The sequence below is a fragment of the Frondihabitans sp. VKM Ac-2883 genome (assembly GCF_015350875.1).
In the GTDB taxonomy this organism is placed as follows: domain Bacteria; phylum Actinomycetota; class Actinomycetes; order Actinomycetales; family Microbacteriaceae; genus Frondihabitans.
Window position 1 is genome coordinate 1 of sequence record NZ_JADKSF010000015.1, and the last position, 21015, is coordinate 21015.

A 21015-nucleotide genomic window follows, 5' to 3' on the forward strand; every position below is an offset into this window, starting at 1 on the left:
GACGACGGGGCGGCGTAGGCGGTGGAGACGCCGAGGCCGGTGACGCCGGCGACGAGGAGGCCGGCGGTAGCGAATCCGACTGTAGCTTTCGAGAACTTGCGCATGAGCTGTTCCTTACGTGGATAAATTGTGAATGCCTCTTGGGTACTCAGTGGGCGTTTGCCCGATGTCATGTGTTCGCCACCACCCCTGGAATGGTTTGCTCGATTTTTCGTTGTTACCGAGCCGTGACCATCGAGACATACTCACGAAGCGGGAGCGACCGGATCCTGGTTGCGGAGCGAGCGCCTCCGAGGGATCGACGTCAGCAGCGCGAGGCCGATGATGACGCTGCCGAACCAGCCGGCCAGTCCGCCGGGGATGGGGACGGCGAGGCTCGCCCAAAGAAGAACGGAGAGCACGCCGAGGACGTAGGCCGCTCCCGCCTTGAGATAACGAAGGCGTTTGAGCCCGCGCTCGGCGTTGACCGTCGCAGTGAGGCGAGCAAGGAAGACGGCTCCGATTGCCACCCCGACGACGGCCACCGCCGCTTCTTCGAGGTAGTTCAACCCGGGGGACGAGCTCGTCGACGAGAGCGTGTACGACCCGTCGAGGATCTCGAAGAGCATGAACACCGTCAGACCGCGCTCGAAGACCACTGTCGCGGCATGCAGGTGGAGCTTCCACCCCGATGCCCCGTCGCGGGTCGACCAGGCGGCCACGACCTTGTTTGCGAGATAGGCAGCGATCCCGGTGGCACTGCCGATCGCGATTGCGCCCCGGACGGACGGGTCGGCCAGAGCGACGGAGACCGCGGCGGCCGCCACCCCCACGCCGAGTGCGGCTGCGCGGGGAAAGCGGACCCTTGCGAGGGCGGCTTCGACGCGGCCCAGCCACGCCCGGCGGCTCGTCCGTTCGACATTGAAGAGGTACTCGGAGAACACCAGCCAGATGAACACGGCACCGAACGCAGCGATGCCGGGGCGGGCCGCCTCCAGATGCGCTGCGAAGAGTCCGGGTTGGAGGACGGCCTCCGCCGCGGCGTCGGCCGGCGACTCGGCCTGCGTCACGGCCACGGCGGTCGGCGGGAGCAGCAACCTCATGGTGAGGACCCCGAGCACCAGACCGACAGAGAGGAAGAGTCGTCGGGCGGGATGCTGGATCCTGGCAGCGATCCCGGCCATCGGCACCGACGTGTCGGCGGCCATCGCGATCTCGAGCAGCGCGAGGGCCGTGAGGGCTGCCGCAGCAGCGGGCGAGAGCAGGATCCACGCGGCAGGCACGCAGACGGCCAGTAAGAGGAGCGGCAGGGTGAGACTGCTGCGGACGATCGGGCGCACGGGGGTGTCCTCTCGGGGGGAGTCGGGGGCGCGTCGTCGAGCCGAGGAGCCCAGTCAGTCAGTCGAGGCTGGACGGAGCCTCTGCGCCGATGTCGCGGGGTACTGCGGACGTCCCCCGACTCGCCGCCGTCGATTGAGGGGTTACGGAGGTTGGGCGGGCAAGGTGTTCGGATGACTTCCACCGAGGGTGCCGACACGAACGAGCCCCAGAACATCGACGCATCGACCACCGGCGAGACGGCTGACACGCAAGACGAAGCGCGCGAGTCGACTCCGCTCGAGGCGGCGATCGCCAACGGCCAGGCCGGTCAGGGCGACATGAACGACGTCATCGCGCAGTTCGTCAACGCGCTCATCGTGGTTCCGACCGCCACCGAGGTCACCGACGACCTCAACGAGCTGCAGCCCGTTCTGTTCGACCGCGAGGGCATGCCGATGCTGGCTGTCTTCACCCACATCGACCGCATTCCTCCGCAGGTCGCCGACGTCGCGTCGTATGCCGTGCAACTGCCCGCAGCCGAGCTCGTCCAGGCGATCCCGGCCGAGACCGGGCTCGTCGTCAACCCCGGCAACCCCGAGGGTTTCGAGATGCTCGCCGAGGGAGTGCAGCAGCTCGCAAATGACGTGCGCAACATGGTGGCCGCGATGGAGCAGGCGCAGACGGACGAACCCGCCGCTCCGACGACGACCCCCGGCAAGGTCGACCCGTCGGGTATTCCCAACTTCTAGACCGATCGGTTCGAAGTCACACGCGGGAAACATCCCGTTGCTAGGCTCGACCGCGATCCACCAGGCACATCACAATCGAACATCGGGCCAGACACACGCCGCGGGAGAGCCTCCGACCACACCGGTCGGCCACCGAAGGAGCAAGCATCCCCGCCAATCTCTCAGGTACACGTACCGCGGCGAAGTAGCAGCACACTGGCCACTCTGAAAAGCAGGAGCACACCATCGCGCCTCGCCGACGGTGAAAGCCGTGCCTCCGGGCGCGGCGAAACTCTCAGGCCCATGACAGAGGGGGACTCCCTAGCTGACACGCGAACATCGCCCCCGGAGTCCTGAATGACCGATGCCATCGTCCCTCCCGCCGAAGACGCGGTCGAGCCGCGCTACAGCCCGCTGCACGAGGTGCACGTCGCAGCCGGAGCCAGCTTCACCGACTTCGCCGGCTGGCGGATGCCGGTCCGCTACTCGTCCGACCTGCAGGAGCACCACGCGGTGCGAACGGCAGCGGGGCTCTTCGACCTATCGCACATGGCCGAGATCGCCGTCGTGGGGCCGGGCGCCGGCGCTTTTCTCGACCATGCGCTGGCCGGGACCCTGTCGACGATCGCGGTCGGTCGCGCTAAGTACTCGCTGCTGCTCGCCGATAAGGGCGGCATCATCGACGACCTCGTCGTCTACCGCCTCGACGAGCACGACTTCCTCGTGGTGGCGAACGCGGGCAACCGCGACGCCGCGTTCTCGGCTCTCGCGACCCGCGCCCACGACTTCGACGTCACGGTCGACGACGAGAGCGACGACACCGCGCTGATCGCGATCCAGGGGCCCGAGGCCGTCGGCGTGCTCGACGAACTCATCACCCGCGATCGGCTCGCCCCCGATGCCCCCCTCTCCGAGCTTCGTTATTACCGGGTGCTCCAGGGCACCTTCGATGACGCGCCCGTGCTGATCGCCCGCACCGGCTACACGGGGGAGGACGGCTTCGAGCTGTACATCGACAACGAGACCGCTCCACTCCTGTGGCAGTCCCTGGCCGAGGCGGGTGCCCCGCGGGGCGTCGTGCCCGCCGGTCTCGCGAGCCGCGACACCCTGCGTCTCGAGGCGGGCATGCCGCTCTACGGTCATGAGCTCGGTCTCGACACCAAGCCGGCGCAGGCCGGTCTCGGCCGTGTCGTCGACGCGAGTAAGGCGAGCTTCATCGGCCGTGAGGGCGTCGCCGCGTCCGATGATGCCCGCGTCCTGGTGGGCTTGACGCTTGAGGGTCGCCGCGCCGCGCGTGCCGAGTACTCGGTGGTCGATGGGGCCGGCGCCGTCGTCGGCGTCGTGACGAGCGGCGCGCTCTCGCCGACCCTCGGCCACCCCGTGGCCATGGCCTACGTCGAACCCGCCTCGTCCGCAGTCGGCACCGTGCTCGGTGTCGACGTCCGCGGCACCGTCATTCCCGCGACCGTCGTCGCACTCCCCTTCTACAAGCGCTCCTAAGCCGAGATCGTCGAAAGGCCACCCCCGTGTCTGACCTGACCACCCTGAAGTACACCGCCGAGCACGAGTGGCTCCTGATCGACGGAGACACCGCCACCGTCGGAATCACCGACTACGCCGCCGACAAGCTGGGCGATGTCGTCTACGTCGACCTCCCCGCCGTGGGCACCGACGTCGAGGCCGGCAAGGTCGTCGGCGAGATCGAATCGACCAAGTCGGTCGGTGAACTGTTCGCCCCTGTGCTCGGCACGGTCACCGAGATCAACGACGCTGTCGTCGACAGCCCCGACCTCGTCAATTCCTCGCCGTTCGACGACGGCTGGCTCGTCAAGATCTCGCTCTCGGGCGACCTCCCCGCCCTCCTGACCCGCGACGAGTACGTCGCCCTCACCGCCGAATGAGCGCCGAGCAGCGGGCTAGCGGCCTGATCGAGGGCACCGCGGCCGGGGGCTTCGTCGACCGCCACATCGGCACGACCCCGGAGTCGCAGCGCATCATGCTCGACGCGATCGGCGCCGAGAGCGTCCGCTCGCTCGTCGAGCGTGCCGTCCCCGACAGCATCCACGCCCGAACCCTCGCCTCGAGCGTGCTCCCGGAGCCCATCGGCGAGCAGGAAACACTCGCAGAGCTCCGCACCATCGCGAACCGCAACACGGCCAACCGCTCGTTCCTCGGCCTCGGCTACTACGGCACCGTCACTCCGGCCGTGATCCAGCGCAACGTCCTCGAGAACCCGAGTTGGTACACGGCCTACACGCCCTACCAGCCCGAGATCTCGCAGGGGCGTCTCGAAGCGCTCATCAACTTCCAGACCATGGTCTCCGAGCTGACGGGCCTCACCACCGCCAACGCGTCCATGCTCGATGAGGCCACCGCGGTGGTCGAGGGCATGCTTCTGGCTCGCCGCGCATCGAAGTCGAAGGCGAACGTCTTCGTCATCGACGCCGATGCCCTTCTTCAGACCAAGGCTCTCCTCCACGGCCGTGCCGAGGCCGTCGGCATCGACCTCGTCGAACTTCCGCTCGCCCGAATCGACGTCGATCAGATCCCCGAGGCGTTCGGTGTCTTCGTTCAGTACCCCGGCGCGTCCGGAGCGGTCTGGAACCCCGAGCCCGTCGTCGATCGCGTCCACCTGGGCGGCGGTCTTGCAGTGGTTGCGGCAGACCTTCTCGCGCTCACGATGATCACGGCGCCCGGCGAGTTCGGTGCGGATGTCGCTGTCGGCACGAGCCAGCGCTTCGGCGTACCCATGGGCTTCGGCGGCCCACACGCCGGATACATGGCCGTGCGCACCGGCCTCGAGCGCCAGCTTCCCGGCCGTCTCGTCGGCGTCTCGCAAGACGCCGTCGGCAACCCCGCCTACCGCCTCAGCCTGCAGACCCGCGAGCAGCACATCCGCCGCGAGAAGGCCACCTCCAACATCTGCACGGCGCAGGTGCTCCTCGCCGTCATGGCCTCCATGTACGCCGTCTACCACGGGCCGTGGGGGCTGAAGCACATCGCGAAACGCACGCACCAGCACGCGGTCGACCTCGCGGCGGGCGCGGAGGCCGGAGGCCTCGGATCCTCGGCTCTGCCCTTCTTCGACACGGTCACCGTGACGGTTCCTGGACGCGCCGGCGCGATCGTCAGCGCCGCCCACGAGCGCGGCTACCTGCTGCTCGAGGTCGACGCCGACACCGTCTCGATCTCGACCGACGAGACGACGACCCGCGACGACCTCGTGGTGCTCGGCGAACTGCTCGGCATCGAGGTGCCCGAAGGATCCAGCTCGCCGCTTCCCGAGGCCCAGTTGCGTACCAGTGATTACCTCACGCATCCGGTCTTCCGCACGCACCGCAGCGAGACGAGCATGATGCGGTACCTGAAGCACCTCGTCGACAAGGACTACGCGCTCGACCGCGGCATGATCCCGCTCGGCTCGTGCACGATGAAGCTCAACGCGGCCACCGAGATGGCTGCCGTGACCTGGCCGGAGTTCGCGAACATTCACCCGTTCGCACCCGCGACAGACGTCCGGGGCTACCTCGAACTCATCGGGCAGCTCGAGGGCTGGCTCGCCGAGGTCACCGGGTACGACACGGTCTCGCTGCAGCCGAACGCCGGAAGCCAGGGCGAGCTCGCGGGCCTCCTGGCGATTCGCGGGTTCCACCTGGCGAACGGCGACGACGCGCGCACCGTCTGCCTCATTCCGCAGTCGGCGCACGGCACGAACGCAGCCAGCGCCGTCCTCGCGGGCCTCCGGGTCGTCGTGGTCGCCTGCGACGAGCAGGGCAACGTCGATCTCGCCGACCTGCGGGCGAAGGTCGAGTCGAACGCCGACGAGCTCGCCGCACTGATGATCACCTACCCGTCGACGCACGGCGTCTACGAGCACGACATCCGCGACATCACCGACGCCGTGCACGCCGCCGGCGGGCAGGTCTACGTCGACGGGGCCAACCTCAACGCGCTGCTCGGCTTCGCGCGGTTCGGCGAGTTCGGCGGCGACGTGTCGCACCTCAACCTGCACAAGACGTTCTGCATCCCGCACGGCGGTGGCGGGCCCGGAGTCGGGCCGGTCGCGGCGAAGGCGCACCTCGCGCCGTTCCTGCCCGGGCACCCGCTCGCGCAGCAGGCCGATCGTCGAACCGGCGCTCCCGCGGCAGTCGGCACCGATCGTCTCGCCCACGCCGGCGTGCCCGTGTCGGCCGCACCCTACGGGTCGCCGAGCATCCTGCCGATCTCGTGGGCGTACGTCCGCATGATGGGCACCGACGGCCTCACAGAGGCCACCGGGGCAGCTGTGCTGTCGGCCAACTACGTGGCGGCGCGTCTCCGCGACCACTACCCGGTGCTCTACTCGGGCGACGGCGGGCTGGTGGCGCACGAGTGCATTCTCGACCTCCGGCCGCTCCGCGACGAGACCGGTGTGACCGTCGACGACGTGGCCAAGCGCCTCATCGACTACGGATTCCACTCGCCGACGATGTCGTTCCCGGTCGCCGGCACTCTCATGGTCGAGCCGACCGAGAGCGAAGATCTGGCCGAGATCGACCGCTTCGTCGACGCGATGATCGCGATCAAGCACGAGGCTGATCGGGTCGGCGCCGGCGAGTGGTCGGCCGAGGAGTCACCGCTCCGTGGCGCTCCGCACACCGCCGAGTCGGCGATCGTGGGGGAGTGGACGGCCGCGTACAGCCGCGAAGAAGCCGTCTACCCGCTGAAGTCGCTGGTTCGCTCGAAGTACTGGCCGCCGGTGCGCCGGATCGACCAGGCGTACGGCGACCGCAACCTGTTCTGCGCGTGCCCGCCGGTCGAGGCCTTCGCCTAGTCGTATGACACCGCTTTTCGGTGCCCCCACCGCCCATCGGCGTTGCCCGGGCCGAAAAGCGGTGTCAAGCGGGGCTACGCGGCTGGGGCTAGGCGGCGGCTAGGCGGCGAGAGTCTCGGCGAGGGCCTTCTGCAAGACCTCGGGCTTCTGAAAACGCGCGCCGACGAGTGCGACGTGCTTCCACCGCAGCACACCCGCGGCATCGATGACGAACACCGACCGGCGCAGGCCGATCCCCGCGAGGCCGATGCCGTAGGCGCTGACGGCCTTGCCCTGCTCGTCGGACAGCAGCGGAAAATTCAGCCCCTCTTTGCGGGCGAACCGTTCGTGGCTGTCGAGGCCCTGCTTGCTGATGCCCCAGACGGTGGCTCCGAGCGAGGTGAAGCCGGCGAGCTCGGTCTGATAGCTGCAGAGCTGGGCGGTGCAAACGGCCGATTCGTCGCCCGGGTAGAACGCCAGGATCAGCGGCGAACCGGCGGCTGCCGACAGGGAGTACTCCGATCGGACCACCTCGCCGTCGACGAGCTGGATGCCGGGAAGGGTGAAGTCGGGGGCCGCGGCGCCGACATCGGGGATGCTCATGCCGCAACGGTAGTGCCGCCGGCCCGCGAGTCAGCAGGGAATCAGCTGGCCCGTCACGAGGTCAGCCGGGCGTCCCGAACAGCGCCGGGAAAGTGGCGGCGGCCCAGGGGTAGCCGACGAAGACCGCCGCATCCATGAGGAAGTGCGCGATCACGAGCGGCAGGATCCTGCCGAATCGCAGGTAGAGCCACCCGAAGACGAGGCCCATGACGGCGTTGCCGACGAACGCTCCGAAGCCCTGATACAGGTGGTAGGTGCCGCGGAGAAGTGCGGCGGACAGAAGGATCCAGACGGGTCGCCACCCGAGGTCGCGTAGCCTCGCGAACAGGTAGGCGACGACGATCACTTCTTCGGTCACACCGGAGCGCAGCGCAGAGAGCAGCAGCACCGGCACGGTCCACCAGTGAGCTGCGAGATTCGTCGGCACGACGTCGACGGTGATGCCGATGGCGCGTCCGGCGAAGTAGAGGGCGAGGCCCGGGATGCCGATGGCCAGGGCGAGACCGGCACCGCCGAGGGCATCGCGCCCGAAGCGGCGACCGCTCGATAAGTCGAGGCCGAGACGCGCCAGGTGGGGCGAGGCGGCCTGCCAGAGGAGGAACCCGACGAGGACGACCGGCACCAGGTCGAAGGCGATGCCGAGCACCTGATAGACGAAATCGAAGAGTTCGCGGCTGTCGAGAGAGTTGTTGAGGTTGGCCGTCTGGCTCGACAGGGGAGTGGGCCGGGTCAGCAGATCGAGGATCTGCACCACGGAGTACACGGCGCTCGCCCCGAGGGAGAGGGCCAGGACGAGGAGGATCTCGGCGCGCAGGCGACCTCGCGTGGTGCCGGACGGCAGAGGAACGGCCACCGGAAAATCGAGCGGGGCACGGAAGAACGGGCGGCGGGTCACCGGGCAATGATGTCAGATCGAGTTACCCCGCTTGAAATACTTGGACGCACCTGCATGCTGCCTGAAACGCACGATTATTGCGTCGCGCAGGAGCGCCGCGCTAATTACCGGCCACCCGTGCAAGAAACTCGCTTGGCGTGTTTCCAAGTCGTAACGCTTTGTTCGGCGGTTTGGCGAATTGCAACCCGTTCCTTAGTGTCTTCTTATCCAGAGCGGTCCGCCGTGCCCCTTGCCCGGAGCCGCTGTGCGTCACATTCCATCAGGAGGAACATTCAGTGAAAATCACTGGTAAGCGACTGCGCCCGCTCGTCGGGGCCATTGCACTCGTAGGGGCGGCCACTGTCGTCCTCTCCGGCTGCACCACCTCGGGTGCCACCGACAACGAGACGTCCAAGACCGGCGGCAACGTCACGATCGCCCAGGTCAACGAGGTCTCGTCGTTCAACTACAACACCCCTCAGGGCAACCTCGACACGAACGGCATGGTGAACTACCTCACCCAGCCGCAGTTCTTCACTCTCGACGACCAGTACAAGATCGTTCACAACTCCGATCTCGGCTCGTACAAGAAGCTCAGCGACAACCCGCTCAAGGTGGAGTACACGCTGAACGACGACGACAAGTGGTCCGACGGCACGGCGATGACCGCTGACGACCTCCTCCTCGGATGGGCTCAGGCCTCGGGGTACTACGACTCGGCCACCCTGAACGATGCGGGTGAAGTCACCAAGGGCACGCAGTACTTCTCCACCGCTGCTGGCGCGCCGTTCTCGACCAACCTCCCGACGGTCTCGAACGACAACCACACCATCACGTACACCTACGACGAGCCCTACGTCGACTGGGAGCTCGTGAACCCGATCCAGTTCCCGGCGCACATCGTCGCGAAGAAGGCTGGTGTCTCGACCGAAGACCTCACGAAGGCCATCCTCGACACGCCCAAGGGCGACACCGCGAAGCCTGCTTCGCCCAACAAGACGATTCTCGCCGCGGCCAAGTTCATCAACACCGGCTACGACGCCACGTCGCTTCCGAGCGATAAAGACCTGCTCGTCTCCGGCGGACCCCTCCAGGTCTCGGCCTGGACCCCGAAGCAGTCGATGACGTTCGTCCCGAACAAGGAATACAAGGGCGACCACACCGTCAAGTTCTCGAAGCTCGTCATGCGCTTCATCGGCGATGCGAACGCTCAGGTGACGGCTCTCCAGAACGGCGAGGTCGACGCGATCCAGCCGCAGCCTTCCGCTGACACGGTCAAGGCCCTCAAGGCCGCGAACTCGACCGTCATCGACGGCAGCCAGGTCGCCTACGACCACCTCGACCTCAACTTCGGTTCGTCGGTCTTCAAAGACGAGAACGTGCGCAAGGCGTTCCTTCTGACCATCCCTCGCGAAGACATCCTCAAGTCGATCGTCACCCCGATCAACTCCAGCGCCAAGGTGCTCGACTCGCAGGTCTTCCTGCCGGGCCAGGAGGGCTACGAGGAGTCCGTCTCGAAGAACGGCTCGAGCGACTACGACAAGGTCGACATCGCCCAGGCCAAGAAGCTCCTGAACGGTGCGACTCCGACAGTCAAGATCCTCTACAACACGCTGAACCCGAACCGCGTCGACTCCTTCCAGGCCATCCAGGCCTCCGCCGCCAAGGCCGGCATCAAGGTCACCGACGGTGGCTCGCCCAAGTGGAGCGAACTCCTCGCCGGTGGCGACTACGACGCGTCGATCTTCGGCTGGGTCAACCCGGGTGCCGGTAACGCCGCCCTTCCGCAGTTGTTCGAGACCAACAACAGCGGAAACTACAACAAGTACAACGACAAGACCGTCAGCGACCTCGCGGTCAAGACGCAGACGACTCTTGACGCTGACCAGCTCCTGACCGAGAAGGAGCAGATCGACGCCGGCACGTTCGCCGACGCCTACGGCCTGCCCCTCTTCCAGACGCCGGGCCTGTTCGCGACAAACTCGAACCTCAAGGGTGTCAAGTTCTTCGGTGGCCAGACCGGAATCGTCTGGAACATCTGGGACTGGACCAAATAGCAAGAGCGTGACCGGGATGGCCGTCTGACGGCCATCCCGTTCCACACCTCGACAGGGCGGGCGTCGGGTTCTCACAAGAACTCGACGCCCGTCGTCTGCCGAGTCCCGTAGTAGCCTCGTCATGCTCCTGTCCGGCATGAACGGGCGCGTCCGCATCGCAAAGGTCCCGAATCAATGGTCAGCTTCATCCTGAGACGAATTCTCGTCTCGATCCTCGTCCTGGTCGCCGCGTCGTTCATCATGTACGTGCTGGTCGCCAACTCGGACAACCCGCTCCGAGATCTGCAGACCGGCAACTCGCCGAACAAGCAGGCCCTCATCGAGGCGCGCATCCAACAGCAGCACCTCGACGTGAACCCCGTCTTGCGATGGGGCATCTGGCTCGGCGGCGTCGCCCGCTGTGTCGTCCCGATCGGCGGCAGCTGCAGCCTCGGTGTGAACTTCCAGAACCAGCCGATCACGGCACTGCTGCCGGCGGCCATGGGCTCCACCCTCCAGCTGGTCACCCTCTCGTTCCTCCTGGCCATCGTGCTGGGTATCGCGCTCGGTATCATCACCGCGCTTCGCGTCTACAGCGGCTTCGACTACACGATCACGCTGTTCAGCTTCTTCCTCTTCTCGCTGCCCTCGTTCCTCATGGCGGTCCTGCTGAAGACGTTCGTCGCCCTCGGCTACAACAACTTCCTTCAGGATCCAAAGATCCCGCTCTCGACATTGCTCATAGCCGGAGTGGTGATCGGCGCCATAATCCAACTCGTCGTCGGCGGAACGATCCGTCGGCGCCTCCTCGCCTTCGTGATTTCCGGAGGCGCCACCGTGGTCGTCCTCGCCGCTCTCTCGGCGTCGGACTGGTTCGCCCGTCCGGCACTCGGCCCCTTCGCCGTCATTCTGTTCTCCCTCGGCATCGCCTTCGCGGTCGTCGCCCTTCTCGCCGGTCTTAACAACCGTCGGGCGTGGATCACTGCGGGCATCAACGTCGTGCTCGCCGTGATCGCCTACTTCACGCTGCAAGGCCTCTTCAACATCTCGACTCTCGGCACGATCCTCACCCTCGCGGTGGCGACGCTGGCTGTGGGGCTCATCAGCGGCTTCCTGGTCGGTGGTTACGACCGCGGCCTGATGATGCGCATCGGCGCCCTGACTGCCGTGCTCTCGGCGGCCGTGGTGCTTCTCGATCGCTTCGTCGCGTCGTGGGCCAACTACGTCGACGCCGTCGGCGGGCGTCCGCTCGCAACCGTGGGCTCGCAGACACCGGGTCTGGGCGGCGACTTCTGGATCTCGGGAATCGACACCTACACTCACCTCCTGCTTCCGACCATCAGCCTTCTGCTCATCTCGTTCGCGGGCTACACGCGATACGCCCGCTCCGGCATGCTCGAGGTGCTCGACCAGGATTACGTCCGGACGGCGCGTGCCAAGGGCCTTCCAGAGCGGACGGTCATCGTGCGCCACGCCTTCCGCAACATGCTGATCCCGATCGCGACTCTCGTGGCGACCGACGTCGGCGCCCTGCTCGGCGGCGCCGTCATCACCGAATCGGTCTTCGCTATCAGCGGCATGGGCAACCTTTTCATCACGGGGCTCACGGCGACCGACGTCAACCCGGTCATGGGGTACTTCCTGGTCATCGCCATCACGGCGATCGCCTTCAACTTCCTCGCTGACTTGGCCTACGCCGCCCTCGACCCGAGGGTGCGTGCGCGTTGAGCCTTCCGCTGCGTTCCGCCGTCAACCCGAACCACCGAAAGGTCCCCCGATGAGCACGATTCAAGGCAACCCGCTTGAGCCGAGCATCGGCGACGGCGTCGATCTGGCCTCTCGCAAAGACGACAACCCGGGTGAGAGCCAGGGGCGCATCGTCTACAAGCGCTTCGTCTCGAACAAGGTCGCCGTCGTCGCGATCATCGTCTACGTCCTCCTGATCGTGCTGTCGATCTCCGCGATCGGCCTCGGGCCCATTCCCGGGTGGTGGAAGTACGACTACAAGAGCCTCAATTCTCTCGTCAACGAGGGCGCACCCACCCTCAAGCTCTTCCCCTTCAGCCTCGGCGACCACCCGTTCGGCCAGGACCGCATCGGCAAGGACTACTTCGCCCTGACGATGCGAGGCATTCAGAACTCCGTCCTCGTCATGATCCTGATCGGCCTCGTCGCCACGGTCATCGGCGTCGTCGTCGGAGCTCTCGCGGGCTACTTCCGCGGCTGGGTCGACTCGGTCCTCATGCGGATCACCGACGTCTTCATCGTGATCCCGGCGCTGGTGATCGGCCTGATCGTCGGCAAGTCCGCCGGTGCCGGAGGCCTTGGCGCATTCGGCCTCGCGGCCCTCCTCGGAGTCGTGTCGTGGATGGTCATCGCCCGTCTGGTGCGAAGCGAGTTCCTCTCCCTGCGAGAGCGGGAGTTCGTCGAAGCTGCCCGGGTCGCCGGCGCCTCCGACGCGCGGATCATCTTCCGCCACATCCTGCCGAACGCCATCGGCGTGATCATCGTCTCGTCGACGTTGCTCGTCGCCTCGGCGATCCTGCTCGAAACAGCCATCAGCTACCTCGGCTTCGGCATCAAGTCACCCGACTCGTCTCTCGGTCTGCTGATCAGCGGCAACCAGTCGGCTTTCTCCACCCGACCCTGGCTCTTCTGGTGGCCCGCCGCATTCATCGTGATCCTGGCCCTGTGTGCCAACTTCGTCGGCGACGGCCTCCGCGACGCGTTCGACCCGCGCTCCAAGCGCTTCAGCCTTCGCAAGACGGCCGAGCCCGACGCTGCCGAGGTGTCGACCCAGGTGTCTCCGACACCGCCGGTCACCAAGTGATGGCGACCCGCTTCGCGGGTGTCGTAGCCCCGCGCGGGGTGAGCAGCGCCAGCTCAGACTCGACCGAGCAGCACAGCTCCCGCGACAGCCAGAACAACAACCGCCGCGAGCGGCTGCCAGAGCCACTCGACGCGAACAGCCGTCTTGTCGGCCAGGCCGAGCTCCAGCGCACCGTTCTCGCGCAGGTGCTCCCATCGTTCGCGGACGAGGTCGGCGGCAGCGCCCGACTCGGTCGTCACCAGGTCTCCGGGCCGCACGGTGCTGCCGAGGTCGCCGCGGGGGCTGCTGCGCGTCCCCTTCTCGCGACGCTGCGCCATGGCGGCTCCGGTGCGACCGGGCGCCGGTGCGGCCCAGGCCGCGTAGGTGTGGCCGGGCGTGTGAAGAGTCAGGGCGAATCGAGTGCTCACGTCGATCAGCGCGGCCCAGGGCACGTGGATTCGGCGAACCACGTTGGTGAGGGTGACGCCGTCGGCATCGACCTCGACGCGGGGGCGCCACAGGGCGATCCACGTCAGAGCGGCGATAGCCGCGGCCGTCAGTATCTCTGCGGCCGCCGACTCGGGGTTGCCGACAGCCTGACTCACGGCGACGAACAGAAGCAGCGCCCAGATCGCGATGGCCAGCCCGCGGTTGAAGCGAGAGACAAAAGAGGCGTCTGTGGGCGATCCGGGGTCCGACATGACTCCATCGTCGCAGAGGTGCCCGTGACAGAGTGCACACCGGCTAGCGCCGGCCGAGAAAGGACCACCGACTGATGTCCCAGGTCAACGAGACACCCGCCCGTACGACGAACGACGGCGCTCCCGTCCTTGAGGTGACCGACCTCGACGTCGACTTCGCGGTCGACAACGTCTGGGTACCGGCTGTCAAGAAGCTGTCGTACTCGATCAAGAGCGGCGAGGTCATGGCGCTGGTCGGCGAGTCCGGGTCGGGCAAGAGCGTCAGCTCCATGTCGATCCTCGATCTCCTGCCGCGGAACGCCCGTGTCGGCGGCAGTATCAAGCTCAACGGCCGGGAGCTCCGCGGCATCTCTCCGGCGCAGATGCGGGGAGTCCGCGGTCAAGACGTCGCGGTCATCTTCCAGGAGCCGATGACGGCGCTCAACCCGGTGTTCACCGTGGGCGCGCAGATCGTCGAGACGCTCCGCGTGCACTACGGGATCGCGCCCTCGAAAGCACGGGAGCGGGCCATCGAGCTCCTGGGTATGGTCGAGCTGCCGGATCCTGAGAAGGCCTTCAACTCGTACCCGCACCAGCTCTCGGGCGGCCAGCGCCAGCGCGCCATGATCGCCCAGTCGATCTCGTGCGACCCCGGCCTCCTGATCGCCGACGAGCCCACGACCGCTCTCGACGTGACGGTCCAGGCCGAGATCCTCGACCTGATCCGCAGTCTCCGCGACCGTCTCGGCAGCGCCGTGCTGCTCATCACGCACGACATGGGCGTCGTCGCCGACATCGCCGATCACATTGCGGTCATGCGCCAGGGCGAGGTCGTCGAGGCCGGGCCCACGCTCCAGATCTTCCGCAACCCGCAGCACGAATACACAAAGGCCCTTCTGGAGGCCGTGCCGCACCTGGGGCAGGGCAGTGGCGAAGACGACGTCGTCGACATCACGGAGGCCATGGCCGAGACCGTCGCCGCCGTCACACACGAGTCGGCTCCCATCGACGGACGGCCTCACGTGGAAGACCGCGACGACACGGATGCCGTCCTGAACTTCAAAGACGTCGTCATCGAATATCCCGGTCGGGGTCGGGTCAAGGCCTTCCGAGCCATCGACCACGTCGATCTCGTCGTTCGCCGGGGCGAGGTCGTCGGTCTCGTCGGGGAATCAGGATCCGGCAAGACCACGCTCGGACGAGCCGCAATCGGCCTCCTCCCCATCACCGAGGGGCATCTCTCCGTCGTCGGCACCGACCTGTCGAAGCACTCGCGTGCGCTGACGCGCCAGGTGCACAAGAACGCCGGCATCGTGTTCCAGGATCCCTCGTCGTCGCTCAACCCCCGGATGAGCATCGGCGACAGCATCGGGGAGCCGCTTCTGCTCGCGAAGAAGTTCAAGGGACAGGAGCTCACCAACGAGGTCGAGTCGCTCCTCGACAGCGTTCGCCTGCCGAAGAGCTACCGCACCCGCTACCCGCACGAGCTCTCGGGTGGGCAGAAGCAGCGCGTCGGCATCGCGCGTGCGCTCGCTCTCCGACCTCAGCTGCTCATCGCCGACGAGCCGACCTCGGCGCTCGACGTCTCGGTGCAGGCCACGGTGCTCCAGCTCCTCAAGGAGCTGCAGCGCGAGTTCCAGTTCGCCTGCCTGTTCATCACCCACGACCTCGCGGTGATCGACATCCTGGCCGACCGCATCGCGGTCATGCACAAGGGTCGGCTGGCCGAGGTCGGCACGCGCGACGCGATCCTCCGCCACCCGCAGGATCCCTACACGCAGCGCCTCATCGCGGCCGTCCCCCTTCCCGATCCGGAGGTGCAGCGCGAGCGACGCGAGTTGCGCGCCCAGATCCTCGCGGCCGGCTCGGACGAGTAGTCAACCGCTCGGCAGTCAGGAGCACCCCGCGACGCACGTCGTGGGGTGCTCCTCGTTCCGCTCTGGGAGGACGTTTCCCGCTGTTCACCCCGCTCCGGGTAGACTCTTGAGGTCGGGGCCATGGTTGCCCCCAATCGACTTTCTCTCCTCCCTCTCGAAAAAGGACGTACAACTATGGCGACTGCCATCCGCAGTGACCTGCGCAACGTGGCAATCGTTGCCCACGTCGACCACGGCAAGACGACTCTCGTCGACGCCATGCTCAAGCAGACCAACTCCTTCGACGCGCACTTCGACACCGAAGACCGCATGATGGACGGCAACGAGCTCGAGCGCGAAAAGGGCATCACGATCCTCGCGAAGAACACCTCGGTGCTCTACAACGGCGAGCACGCGACCGACGGTCCGATCACGATCAACGTGATCGACACCCCGGGCCACGCCGACTTCGGTGGCGAGGTCGAGCGCGGCCTCTCGATGGTCGACGGCGTCGTCCTTCTCGTCGACGCGTCCGAGGGCCCGCTGCCCCAGACCCGCTTCGTCCTTCGCAAGGCACTCGCCGCGAAGCTCCCTGTCATCCTCCTGGTCAACAAGACCGACCGCCCCGACGCGCGCATCGACGATGTCGTCGCCGAGTCGCAAGACCTCCTTCTCGGCCTCGCGTCCGACCTGGCCGACGAGGTCGAAGACCTCGACCTCGACGCCATCCTCGACGTCCCCGTCGTCTACGCCTCCGGCCGCGCCGGCGCTGCGTCGACCAACAAGCCCGAAAACGGCTCGCTGCCCGATAACGACGACCTCGAGCCGCTCTTCGATGCGATCCTCAAGCACGTCCCGGCTCCGACCTACGACGACGAGCACCCTCTTCAGGCGCACGTCACCAACCTCGACGCCTCGCCGTTCCTCGGTCGTCTCGCCCTGCTGCGCGTCTTTCACGGCACGCTGAAGAAGGGTCAGACGGTCGCCTGGGTCAAGCACGACGGCACCGTTCAGAACGCCCGCATCACCGAGCTCCTCGTCACCAAGGCTCTTTCGCGCTACCCCGCCGAGAGCGCGGGCCCCGGTGACATCGTCGCCGTCGCGGGCTTCGACACCATCACCATCGGTGAGACGCTGTCCGACCCCGACGACGTGCGTCCGCTGCCGACCATCACGGTCGACGACCCCGCCATCTCGATGACGATCGGCACCAACACCTCGCCCATCATCGGCAAGGTCAAGGGTCACAAGCTCACCGCCCGCATGGTCAAAGACCGCCTCGACCGCGAGCTGATCGGTAACGTCTCGCTCAAGGTCGAAGACATCGGGCGCCCCGACGCCTGGGAGGTCCAGGGTCGTGGCGAGCTCGCGCTGGCCATCCTGGTCGAGCAGATGCGCCGTGAGGGCTTCGAGCTCACCGTCGGCAAGCCGCAGGTCGTGACGCGTCGCGTCGACGGCAAGCTGCAGGAGCCCTTCGAGCACATGACCATCGACGTGCCCGACGAGTACCTCGGTGCCGTTACGCAGCTCATGGCCTCGCGCAAGGGCCGCATGGAGAACATGGCGAACCACGGCTCGGGCTGGGTCCGCATGGAGTTCATCGTCCCCGCCCGCGGCCTGATCGGCTTCCGCACGCAGTTCCTCACCGACACGCGCGGTACCGGCATCGCCAACGGCATCAGCCACGGCTACGGCCCCTGGGCCGGCGAGATCCAGACCCGCACCAACGGCTCGATCATCGCTGACCGCTCGGGTGTCGTCACGCCCTTCGCCATCATCAACCTCCAGGAGCGCATGACCTTCTTCGTGCAGCCCACCGAAGAGGTCTACGAGGGCATGGTCGTGGGCGAGAACTCGCGCGCCGACGACATGGACGTCAACATCACCAAAGAGAAGAAGCTGACCAACATGCGTCAGTCGACGGCTGACAACTTCGAATCGATGACGCCCTCCAAAGTGCTCTCGCTCGAAGAGGCCCTCGAGTTCGCCGGCGACGACGAGTGCGTGGAGGTCACCCCGGATGCAATCCGCATCCGCAAGGTGGAACTCGACGCGTCGGCTCGCCAGCGCTCGACCGCTCGCCTGAAGAAGCAGAACGCGTAGTCGTACGACTCCCGCTCGACGGGACGCCCCCGGATCCTGGTCTTCAGGATCCGGGGGCGTTCGTCGTTCACTCCGGCTCGGCTTGAACCGGAGCCGCTGCGGCCCCATGGCAACGGCCACGACTCGACCCCGCGTAGGGTCGTAGGGGTGAAGTCCACCGACCTGAATCTGCTCGTGTCCACCTCTCACCCCACGATCTCGCCGGACGGCAAGCGCATTGTGTTCGCCGTCACGCGACCCGACATCGACGGTGACGCCTACGTCGGCCAGCTGTGGCAGGCTGCGGCAGACGCCTCCTCGCCGCCCGAGCGACTGACCCGCGGCTTCCATGACTTCAGCCCGTCGTTCTCGCCCGACGGCTCGACTATCGCGTTTCTGCGAGCCACCAGCGACGATGCTCCTCAGCTACAGGTGGTCCGAGCCGCGGGTGGAGAGCCGCTCCAGGTCACCGATCGGAAGCTCGGCGTCTCCGACTTCTCCTGGTCGCCAGACGGCTCTCGTCTCGTCTTCGTGTCACGCGTACCCGAGGAGGGTCGCTACGGCACGGTCGAGGGGATCTCGTCGGGCGCCGAGCCGGCCCGCACCATCACGACGACGCGGTACCTCTCGAACGGCGTCGGTTACACCATCGACCGCCATGCGCAGCTCTTCGTCGTCGACGTTCCCGACATCGGAGCGGAGCCCTTCGTGAAGTCGGCCCCGTATCCGGGTGCGAACAACGAGGCGACGGGGCGGCCGGACGGAGAGTCCTCCGGGCTCCCGACGGCGCGTCAACTCACCTCGGCCGCTGCCGACCATGCTCACCCGCGCTTCACGCCCGACGGCTCCGAGATCACCTTCGTGGCCTCGCTGCACGAGGGCAGCGACTCGGATCTCCGCTCCGGGGCGTACTCGGTGCCCGCAGTGGGGGGCGACATCGCGACCCTGGTCGGCCCCGAGCTCGACCTCGGCGTCGAAGACATCCTCGTCGAGCCGAGCGGGAGTGCGTTCGTCCTCGCCTCCGAGACCGGTCCGACCGGGCTCGAGTTCGTCGGCACGAACGCGGCGCTCTACGTCCGGCCGGCGGCCGGGGCCGCGCTGACGCGGCTGACCGACCCGGAGAACGTCGACCTCTCCTCGTCGAGGCTGGTGGGCGCCGGAAACGGCGCAGTGCTCGTGGCGGAGACGACACGCGGCACGGTTCAGCTGCTGCGTGTCACAGCGGATGGCGTGACGACGCGCCTCACCGAGGGAAGCCTGGAGGTCACCGGGTACGCCGTCTCCGGGGCCACGACCGCAGTTACGTACATCGACGAGTCGACAGCGGGCGACGTCGCAGTGGTGGAGAGCGGGTCGTTCGACCGTGTCACCGACTTCTCCGCCGCCGTTCGCGCGACCGGGCTGCGCGAGGCCGTCGAGACCACGATCGAGGCTCGAGACGGAACCCCCATCCACGGCTGGGTGCTCACTCCGTCGGGGGAGGGGCCGCACCCCGTGCTTCTCGTGATCCACGGTGGGCCGTACTCGCAGTACACCGGGTCGCTCTTCGACGAGGCTCAGGTCTATGCCGACGCCGGCTACGGCGTCGTCATGTGCAACCCGCGGGGCGCCTCCGGATACGGTCAAGCCTTCGGGCGGGCCATCCGGAACCGCATGGGCACAATCGACATGACCGACGTCCTCGACTTCCTCGAGGGCGCCGTGGCTGCCAACCCGAGCTTCGATGGGGAGCGAGTCGGCATCATGGGCGGTTCGTACGGGGGCTACCTCACGGCCTGGACCATCGCGCACGATCACCGTTTTGCTGGTGCGATCGTCGAGCGAGGGTTCCTTGACCCGGAGTTCTTCATCGGTACTTCCGACATCGGCACCTTCTTCGTCGAGCAGTACACCGGGGCCGACCCCGAGGCGATGGCCGCGCAGAGCCCGCAGGCCTTCGTGTCACAGGTGACGACGCCGACGTTCGTCGTGCACTCGGAGGACGACCTCCGCTGTCCGCTGCCGCAGGCTGAGCGGTATTACCTCGGCCTCGTGCGGGCTGGCGTCGACACCAAGATGCTGGTCTTTCCGGGTGAGAACCACGAATTGTCGCGGTCGGGTCGCCCGCGGCACCGGGTGCAGAGGTTCGACGAGATCCTCGGCTGGTGGGCGGAACACCTCCCCGTCGCTGCTTCGTAGCGGCCGAGGATGACGTGAAACGGCCACCGGGACGCCCCACGGTGTTCAGAGTTGGCCGTTTCGCGTCGCTCCGCCGTGCATCACAGTGTCAGAGCGAGTGATCGGAAGCGGCGCGATCTACGCGAACAGCGTCTCGCCCACATACCCTCCGGCACGGGCTCCGGGCGGCACCGCGAAGATGCCACTCGACACGTGCTGCAGGTATTCGCCCATCGCGTCGTTCGCGGCCAGGGCGTTTTGGATCCGGACGAACTGCGCCTCGGGGTCGCGCTGAAAGCTGATGAAGAACAACCCGGCGTTGAGGCGACCGAGGTCATCGTTGCCGTCGACGAAGTTGTAGCCGCGGCGCAGCAGCTGAGCGCCGCCGTTGTGGTCGGGGTGGGCGAGCGACACGTGCGACGTGGTCGCGACGAGCGGCGCCCCGTGCTGCTTCTTGGTGAAGTCGACGGAGCTGAACTCGGTCCCGCCCGAAAGCGGAGCGCCCTCGCCCTTGTCGCGACCGACGACGACCTGCTGCTCCTTGAGTGACTGGTGATCCCAGGTCTCGATGTGCATCCGGATCTTGCGGGAGACCAGGTAGGTGCCGTTCGCCATCCAGGCCGCGCCGTCGGATCCTTGGGCCCAGACGTCTTTGCGCACGAGCGCCGTGTCTTCGGCCTTGAGGTTGGCCGTGCCGTCTTTGAAGCCGAACAGGTTGCGGGGTGTGGTCTGGCCGCGGGTGGTCGACGAGGTGCGACCGAATCCGAGCTGCGACCAGCGGAGCGAGGCGCGGCCGAACGCGATGCGCGACAGGTTGCGGATGGCGTGGACGGCCACCTGCGGGTCGTCGCTGCACGCCTGAATGCAGAGGTCGCCGTCGCTGGCCGCGGCGATGAGGTTGTCGCCGGGGAACTCGGGCAGGTCGATCAGCTTGGGCGGGCGTTTCGAGACGAGGCCGAAGCGATCGTCGAACAGCGAGGGGCCGAAGCCGATCGTGATGGTGAGGCCCGAAGCCGGCAGGCCGAGCGCTTCTCCGGTGTCGTCCGGGGGAGCGTAGAGCGAGCCGCCGGTGGCGCCGGTGGGCGACACCTCCTGCCCA

15 protein-coding genes and 2 riboswitches are annotated in these 21015 nt (G+C 67.1%); of the genes, 10 read left to right on the plus strand and 5 right to left on the minus strand.

Translation table 11 applies throughout. The features are described 5' to 3' along the window. Positions 1–245: 245 nt before the first annotated feature. Positions 246–1319 (minus strand): DUF475 domain-containing protein, encoded by a 1074-nt coding sequence (locus ITJ49_RS17155; protein ID WP_194606756.1) that lies wholly within the window; start codon positions 1317–1319, stop codon positions 246–248. Positions 1320–1490: 171 nt separating this feature from the next. Here ITJ49_RS17155 and ITJ49_RS17160 point away from each other — a divergent pair, with 171 nt between their 5' ends. The 4 genes from ITJ49_RS17160 to gcvP all read left to right on the plus strand — a co-directional run bounded on the left by ITJ49_RS17160 (position 1491) and on the right by gcvP (position 6840). Next, positions 1491–2048: an SseB family protein gene (locus ITJ49_RS17160; protein WP_194606757.1), complete on the plus strand. Its 558-nt coding sequence runs from the start codon at positions 1491–1493 to the stop codon at positions 2046–2048. Positions 2049–2139: 91 nt separating this feature from the next. Then, a riboswitch (glycine riboswitch) is annotated at positions 2140–2235 on the plus strand. 7 nt (positions 2236–2242) lie between these two features. Further along, positions 2243–2347: riboswitch (glycine riboswitch) on the plus strand. 37 nt (positions 2348–2384) lie between these two features. After that, positions 2385–3527, plus strand: coding sequence for a glycine cleavage system aminomethyltransferase GcvT (gene gcvT / locus ITJ49_RS17165; protein ID WP_194606758.1), 1143 nt, complete (start codon positions 2385–2387; stop codon positions 3525–3527). 26 nt (positions 3528–3553) lie between these two features. Beyond that, positions 3554–3928 carry a glycine cleavage system protein GcvH gene (gene gcvH / locus ITJ49_RS17170; RefSeq protein ID WP_194606759.1) on the plus strand — a complete coding sequence of 125 codons (375 nt, stop codon included), beginning with the start codon at positions 3554–3556 and terminating at the stop codon, positions 3926–3928. Then, complete coding sequence (gcvP, locus tag ITJ49_RS17175; RefSeq protein ID WP_194606760.1) at positions 3925–6840, plus strand: aminomethyl-transferring glycine dehydrogenase; 2916 nt, start codon at positions 3925–3927, stop codon at positions 6838–6840. The genes gcvH and gcvP overlap by 4 nt, the downstream gene beginning before the upstream one ends. 99 nt (positions 6841–6939) lie before the next feature. On the opposite strand, the gene ITJ49_RS17180 is transcribed toward gcvP, so the two are convergent. Next, positions 6940–7422, minus strand: a complete 483-nt coding sequence (locus tag ITJ49_RS17180) for a peroxiredoxin (protein WP_194606761.1) — start codon at positions 7420–7422, stop codon at positions 6940–6942. 61 nt (positions 7423–7483) lie between these two features. Then, on the minus strand, positions 7484–8263 hold the full coding sequence (locus tag ITJ49_RS17185) for a CPBP family intramembrane glutamic endopeptidase (RefSeq protein WP_228514673.1): 780 nt from the start codon (positions 8261–8263) through the stop codon (positions 7484–7486). 329 nt (positions 8264–8592) lie between these two features. On the opposite strand from ITJ49_RS17185, the gene ITJ49_RS17190 reads away from it, so the two are divergent. The 3 genes from ITJ49_RS17190 to ITJ49_RS17200 all read left to right on the plus strand — a co-directional run bounded on the left by ITJ49_RS17190 (position 8593) and on the right by ITJ49_RS17200 (position 13162). Further along, positions 8593–10353, plus strand: a complete 1761-nt coding sequence (locus ITJ49_RS17190) for an ABC transporter family substrate-binding protein (RefSeq protein ID WP_194606762.1) — start codon at positions 8593–8595, stop codon at positions 10351–10353. Between the two features lie 174 nt (positions 10354–10527). Then, positions 10528–12060, plus strand: coding sequence for an ABC transporter permease (locus ITJ49_RS17195; RefSeq protein WP_194606763.1), 1533 nt, complete (start codon positions 10528–10530; stop codon positions 12058–12060). A gap of 49 nt (positions 12061–12109) precedes the next feature. After that, the gene (locus ITJ49_RS17200; RefSeq protein ID WP_194606764.1) at positions 12110–13162 is read left to right on the plus strand and encodes an ABC transporter permease; all 1053 of its coding nucleotides are present in this window, start codon (positions 12110–12112) and stop codon (positions 13160–13162) included. 53 nt (positions 13163–13215) lie between these two features. Here the strand turns inward: ITJ49_RS17200 and ITJ49_RS17205 are convergent, their stop codons facing one another. After that, complete coding sequence (locus ITJ49_RS17205; protein WP_194606765.1) at positions 13216–13842, minus strand: PH domain-containing protein; 627 nt, start codon at positions 13840–13842, stop codon at positions 13216–13218. A 74-nt stretch (positions 13843–13916) separates the two neighbouring features. Between ITJ49_RS17205 and ITJ49_RS17210 the strand changes: the two genes are divergently transcribed. The 3 genes from ITJ49_RS17210 to ITJ49_RS17220 all read left to right on the plus strand — a co-directional run bounded on the left by ITJ49_RS17210 (position 13917) and on the right by ITJ49_RS17220 (position 19937). Next, on the plus strand, positions 13917–15698 hold the full coding sequence (locus ITJ49_RS17210) for an ABC transporter ATP-binding protein (protein ID WP_194606766.1): 1782 nt from the start codon (positions 13917–13919) through the stop codon (positions 15696–15698). A gap of 174 nt (positions 15699–15872) precedes the next feature. After that, positions 15873–17780 carry a translational GTPase TypA gene (typA, locus tag ITJ49_RS17215; protein WP_055963064.1) on the plus strand — a complete coding sequence of 636 codons (1908 nt, stop codon included), beginning with the start codon at positions 15873–15875 and terminating at the stop codon, positions 17778–17780. 147 nt (positions 17781–17927) lie between these two features. Then, positions 17928–19937, plus strand: coding sequence for a S9 family peptidase (locus tag ITJ49_RS17220; protein ID WP_194606767.1), 2010 nt, complete (start codon positions 17928–17930; stop codon positions 19935–19937). Between the two features lie 117 nt (positions 19938–20054). On the opposite strand, the gene ITJ49_RS17225 is transcribed toward ITJ49_RS17220, so the two are convergent. Beyond that, a partial coding sequence (locus tag ITJ49_RS17225) for a Dyp-type peroxidase (protein ID WP_194606768.1) occupies positions 20055–21015 on the minus strand: 961 nt, incomplete at its 5' end.

Bases quoted from the DNA above. Each gene is read 5' to 3' on its own strand.
- ITJ49_RS17160 (WP_194606757.1), top strand. From the start codon at position 1,491: ATGACTTCCACCGAGGGTGCCGACACGAACGAGCCCCAGAACATCGAC.
- gcvT (WP_194606758.1), top strand. From the start codon at position 2,385: ATGACCGATGCCATCGTCCCTCCCGCCGAAGACGCGGTCGAGCCGCGC.
- gcvP (WP_194606760.1), top strand. From the start codon at position 3,925: ATGAGCGCCGAGCAGCGGGCTAGCGGCCTGATCGAGGGCACCGCGGCC.
- ITJ49_RS17180 (WP_194606761.1), bottom strand. From the start codon at position 7,422: ATGAGCATCCCCGATGTCGGCGCCGCGGCCCCCGACTTCACCCTTCCC.
- ITJ49_RS17195 (WP_194606763.1), top strand. From the start codon at position 10,528: ATGGTCAGCTTCATCCTGAGACGAATTCTCGTCTCGATCCTCGTCCTG.
- ITJ49_RS17200 (WP_194606764.1), top strand. From the start codon at position 12,110: ATGAGCACGATTCAAGGCAACCCGCTTGAGCCGAGCATCGGCGACGGC.
- ITJ49_RS17205 (WP_194606765.1), bottom strand. From the start codon at position 13,842: ATGTCGGACCCCGGATCGCCCACAGACGCCTCTTTTGTCTCTCGCTTC.
- ITJ49_RS17210 (WP_194606766.1), top strand. From the start codon at position 13,917: ATGTCCCAGGTCAACGAGACACCCGCCCGTACGACGAACGACGGCGCT.
- typA (WP_055963064.1), top strand. From the start codon at position 15,873: ATGGCGACTGCCATCCGCAGTGACCTGCGCAACGTGGCAATCGTTGCC.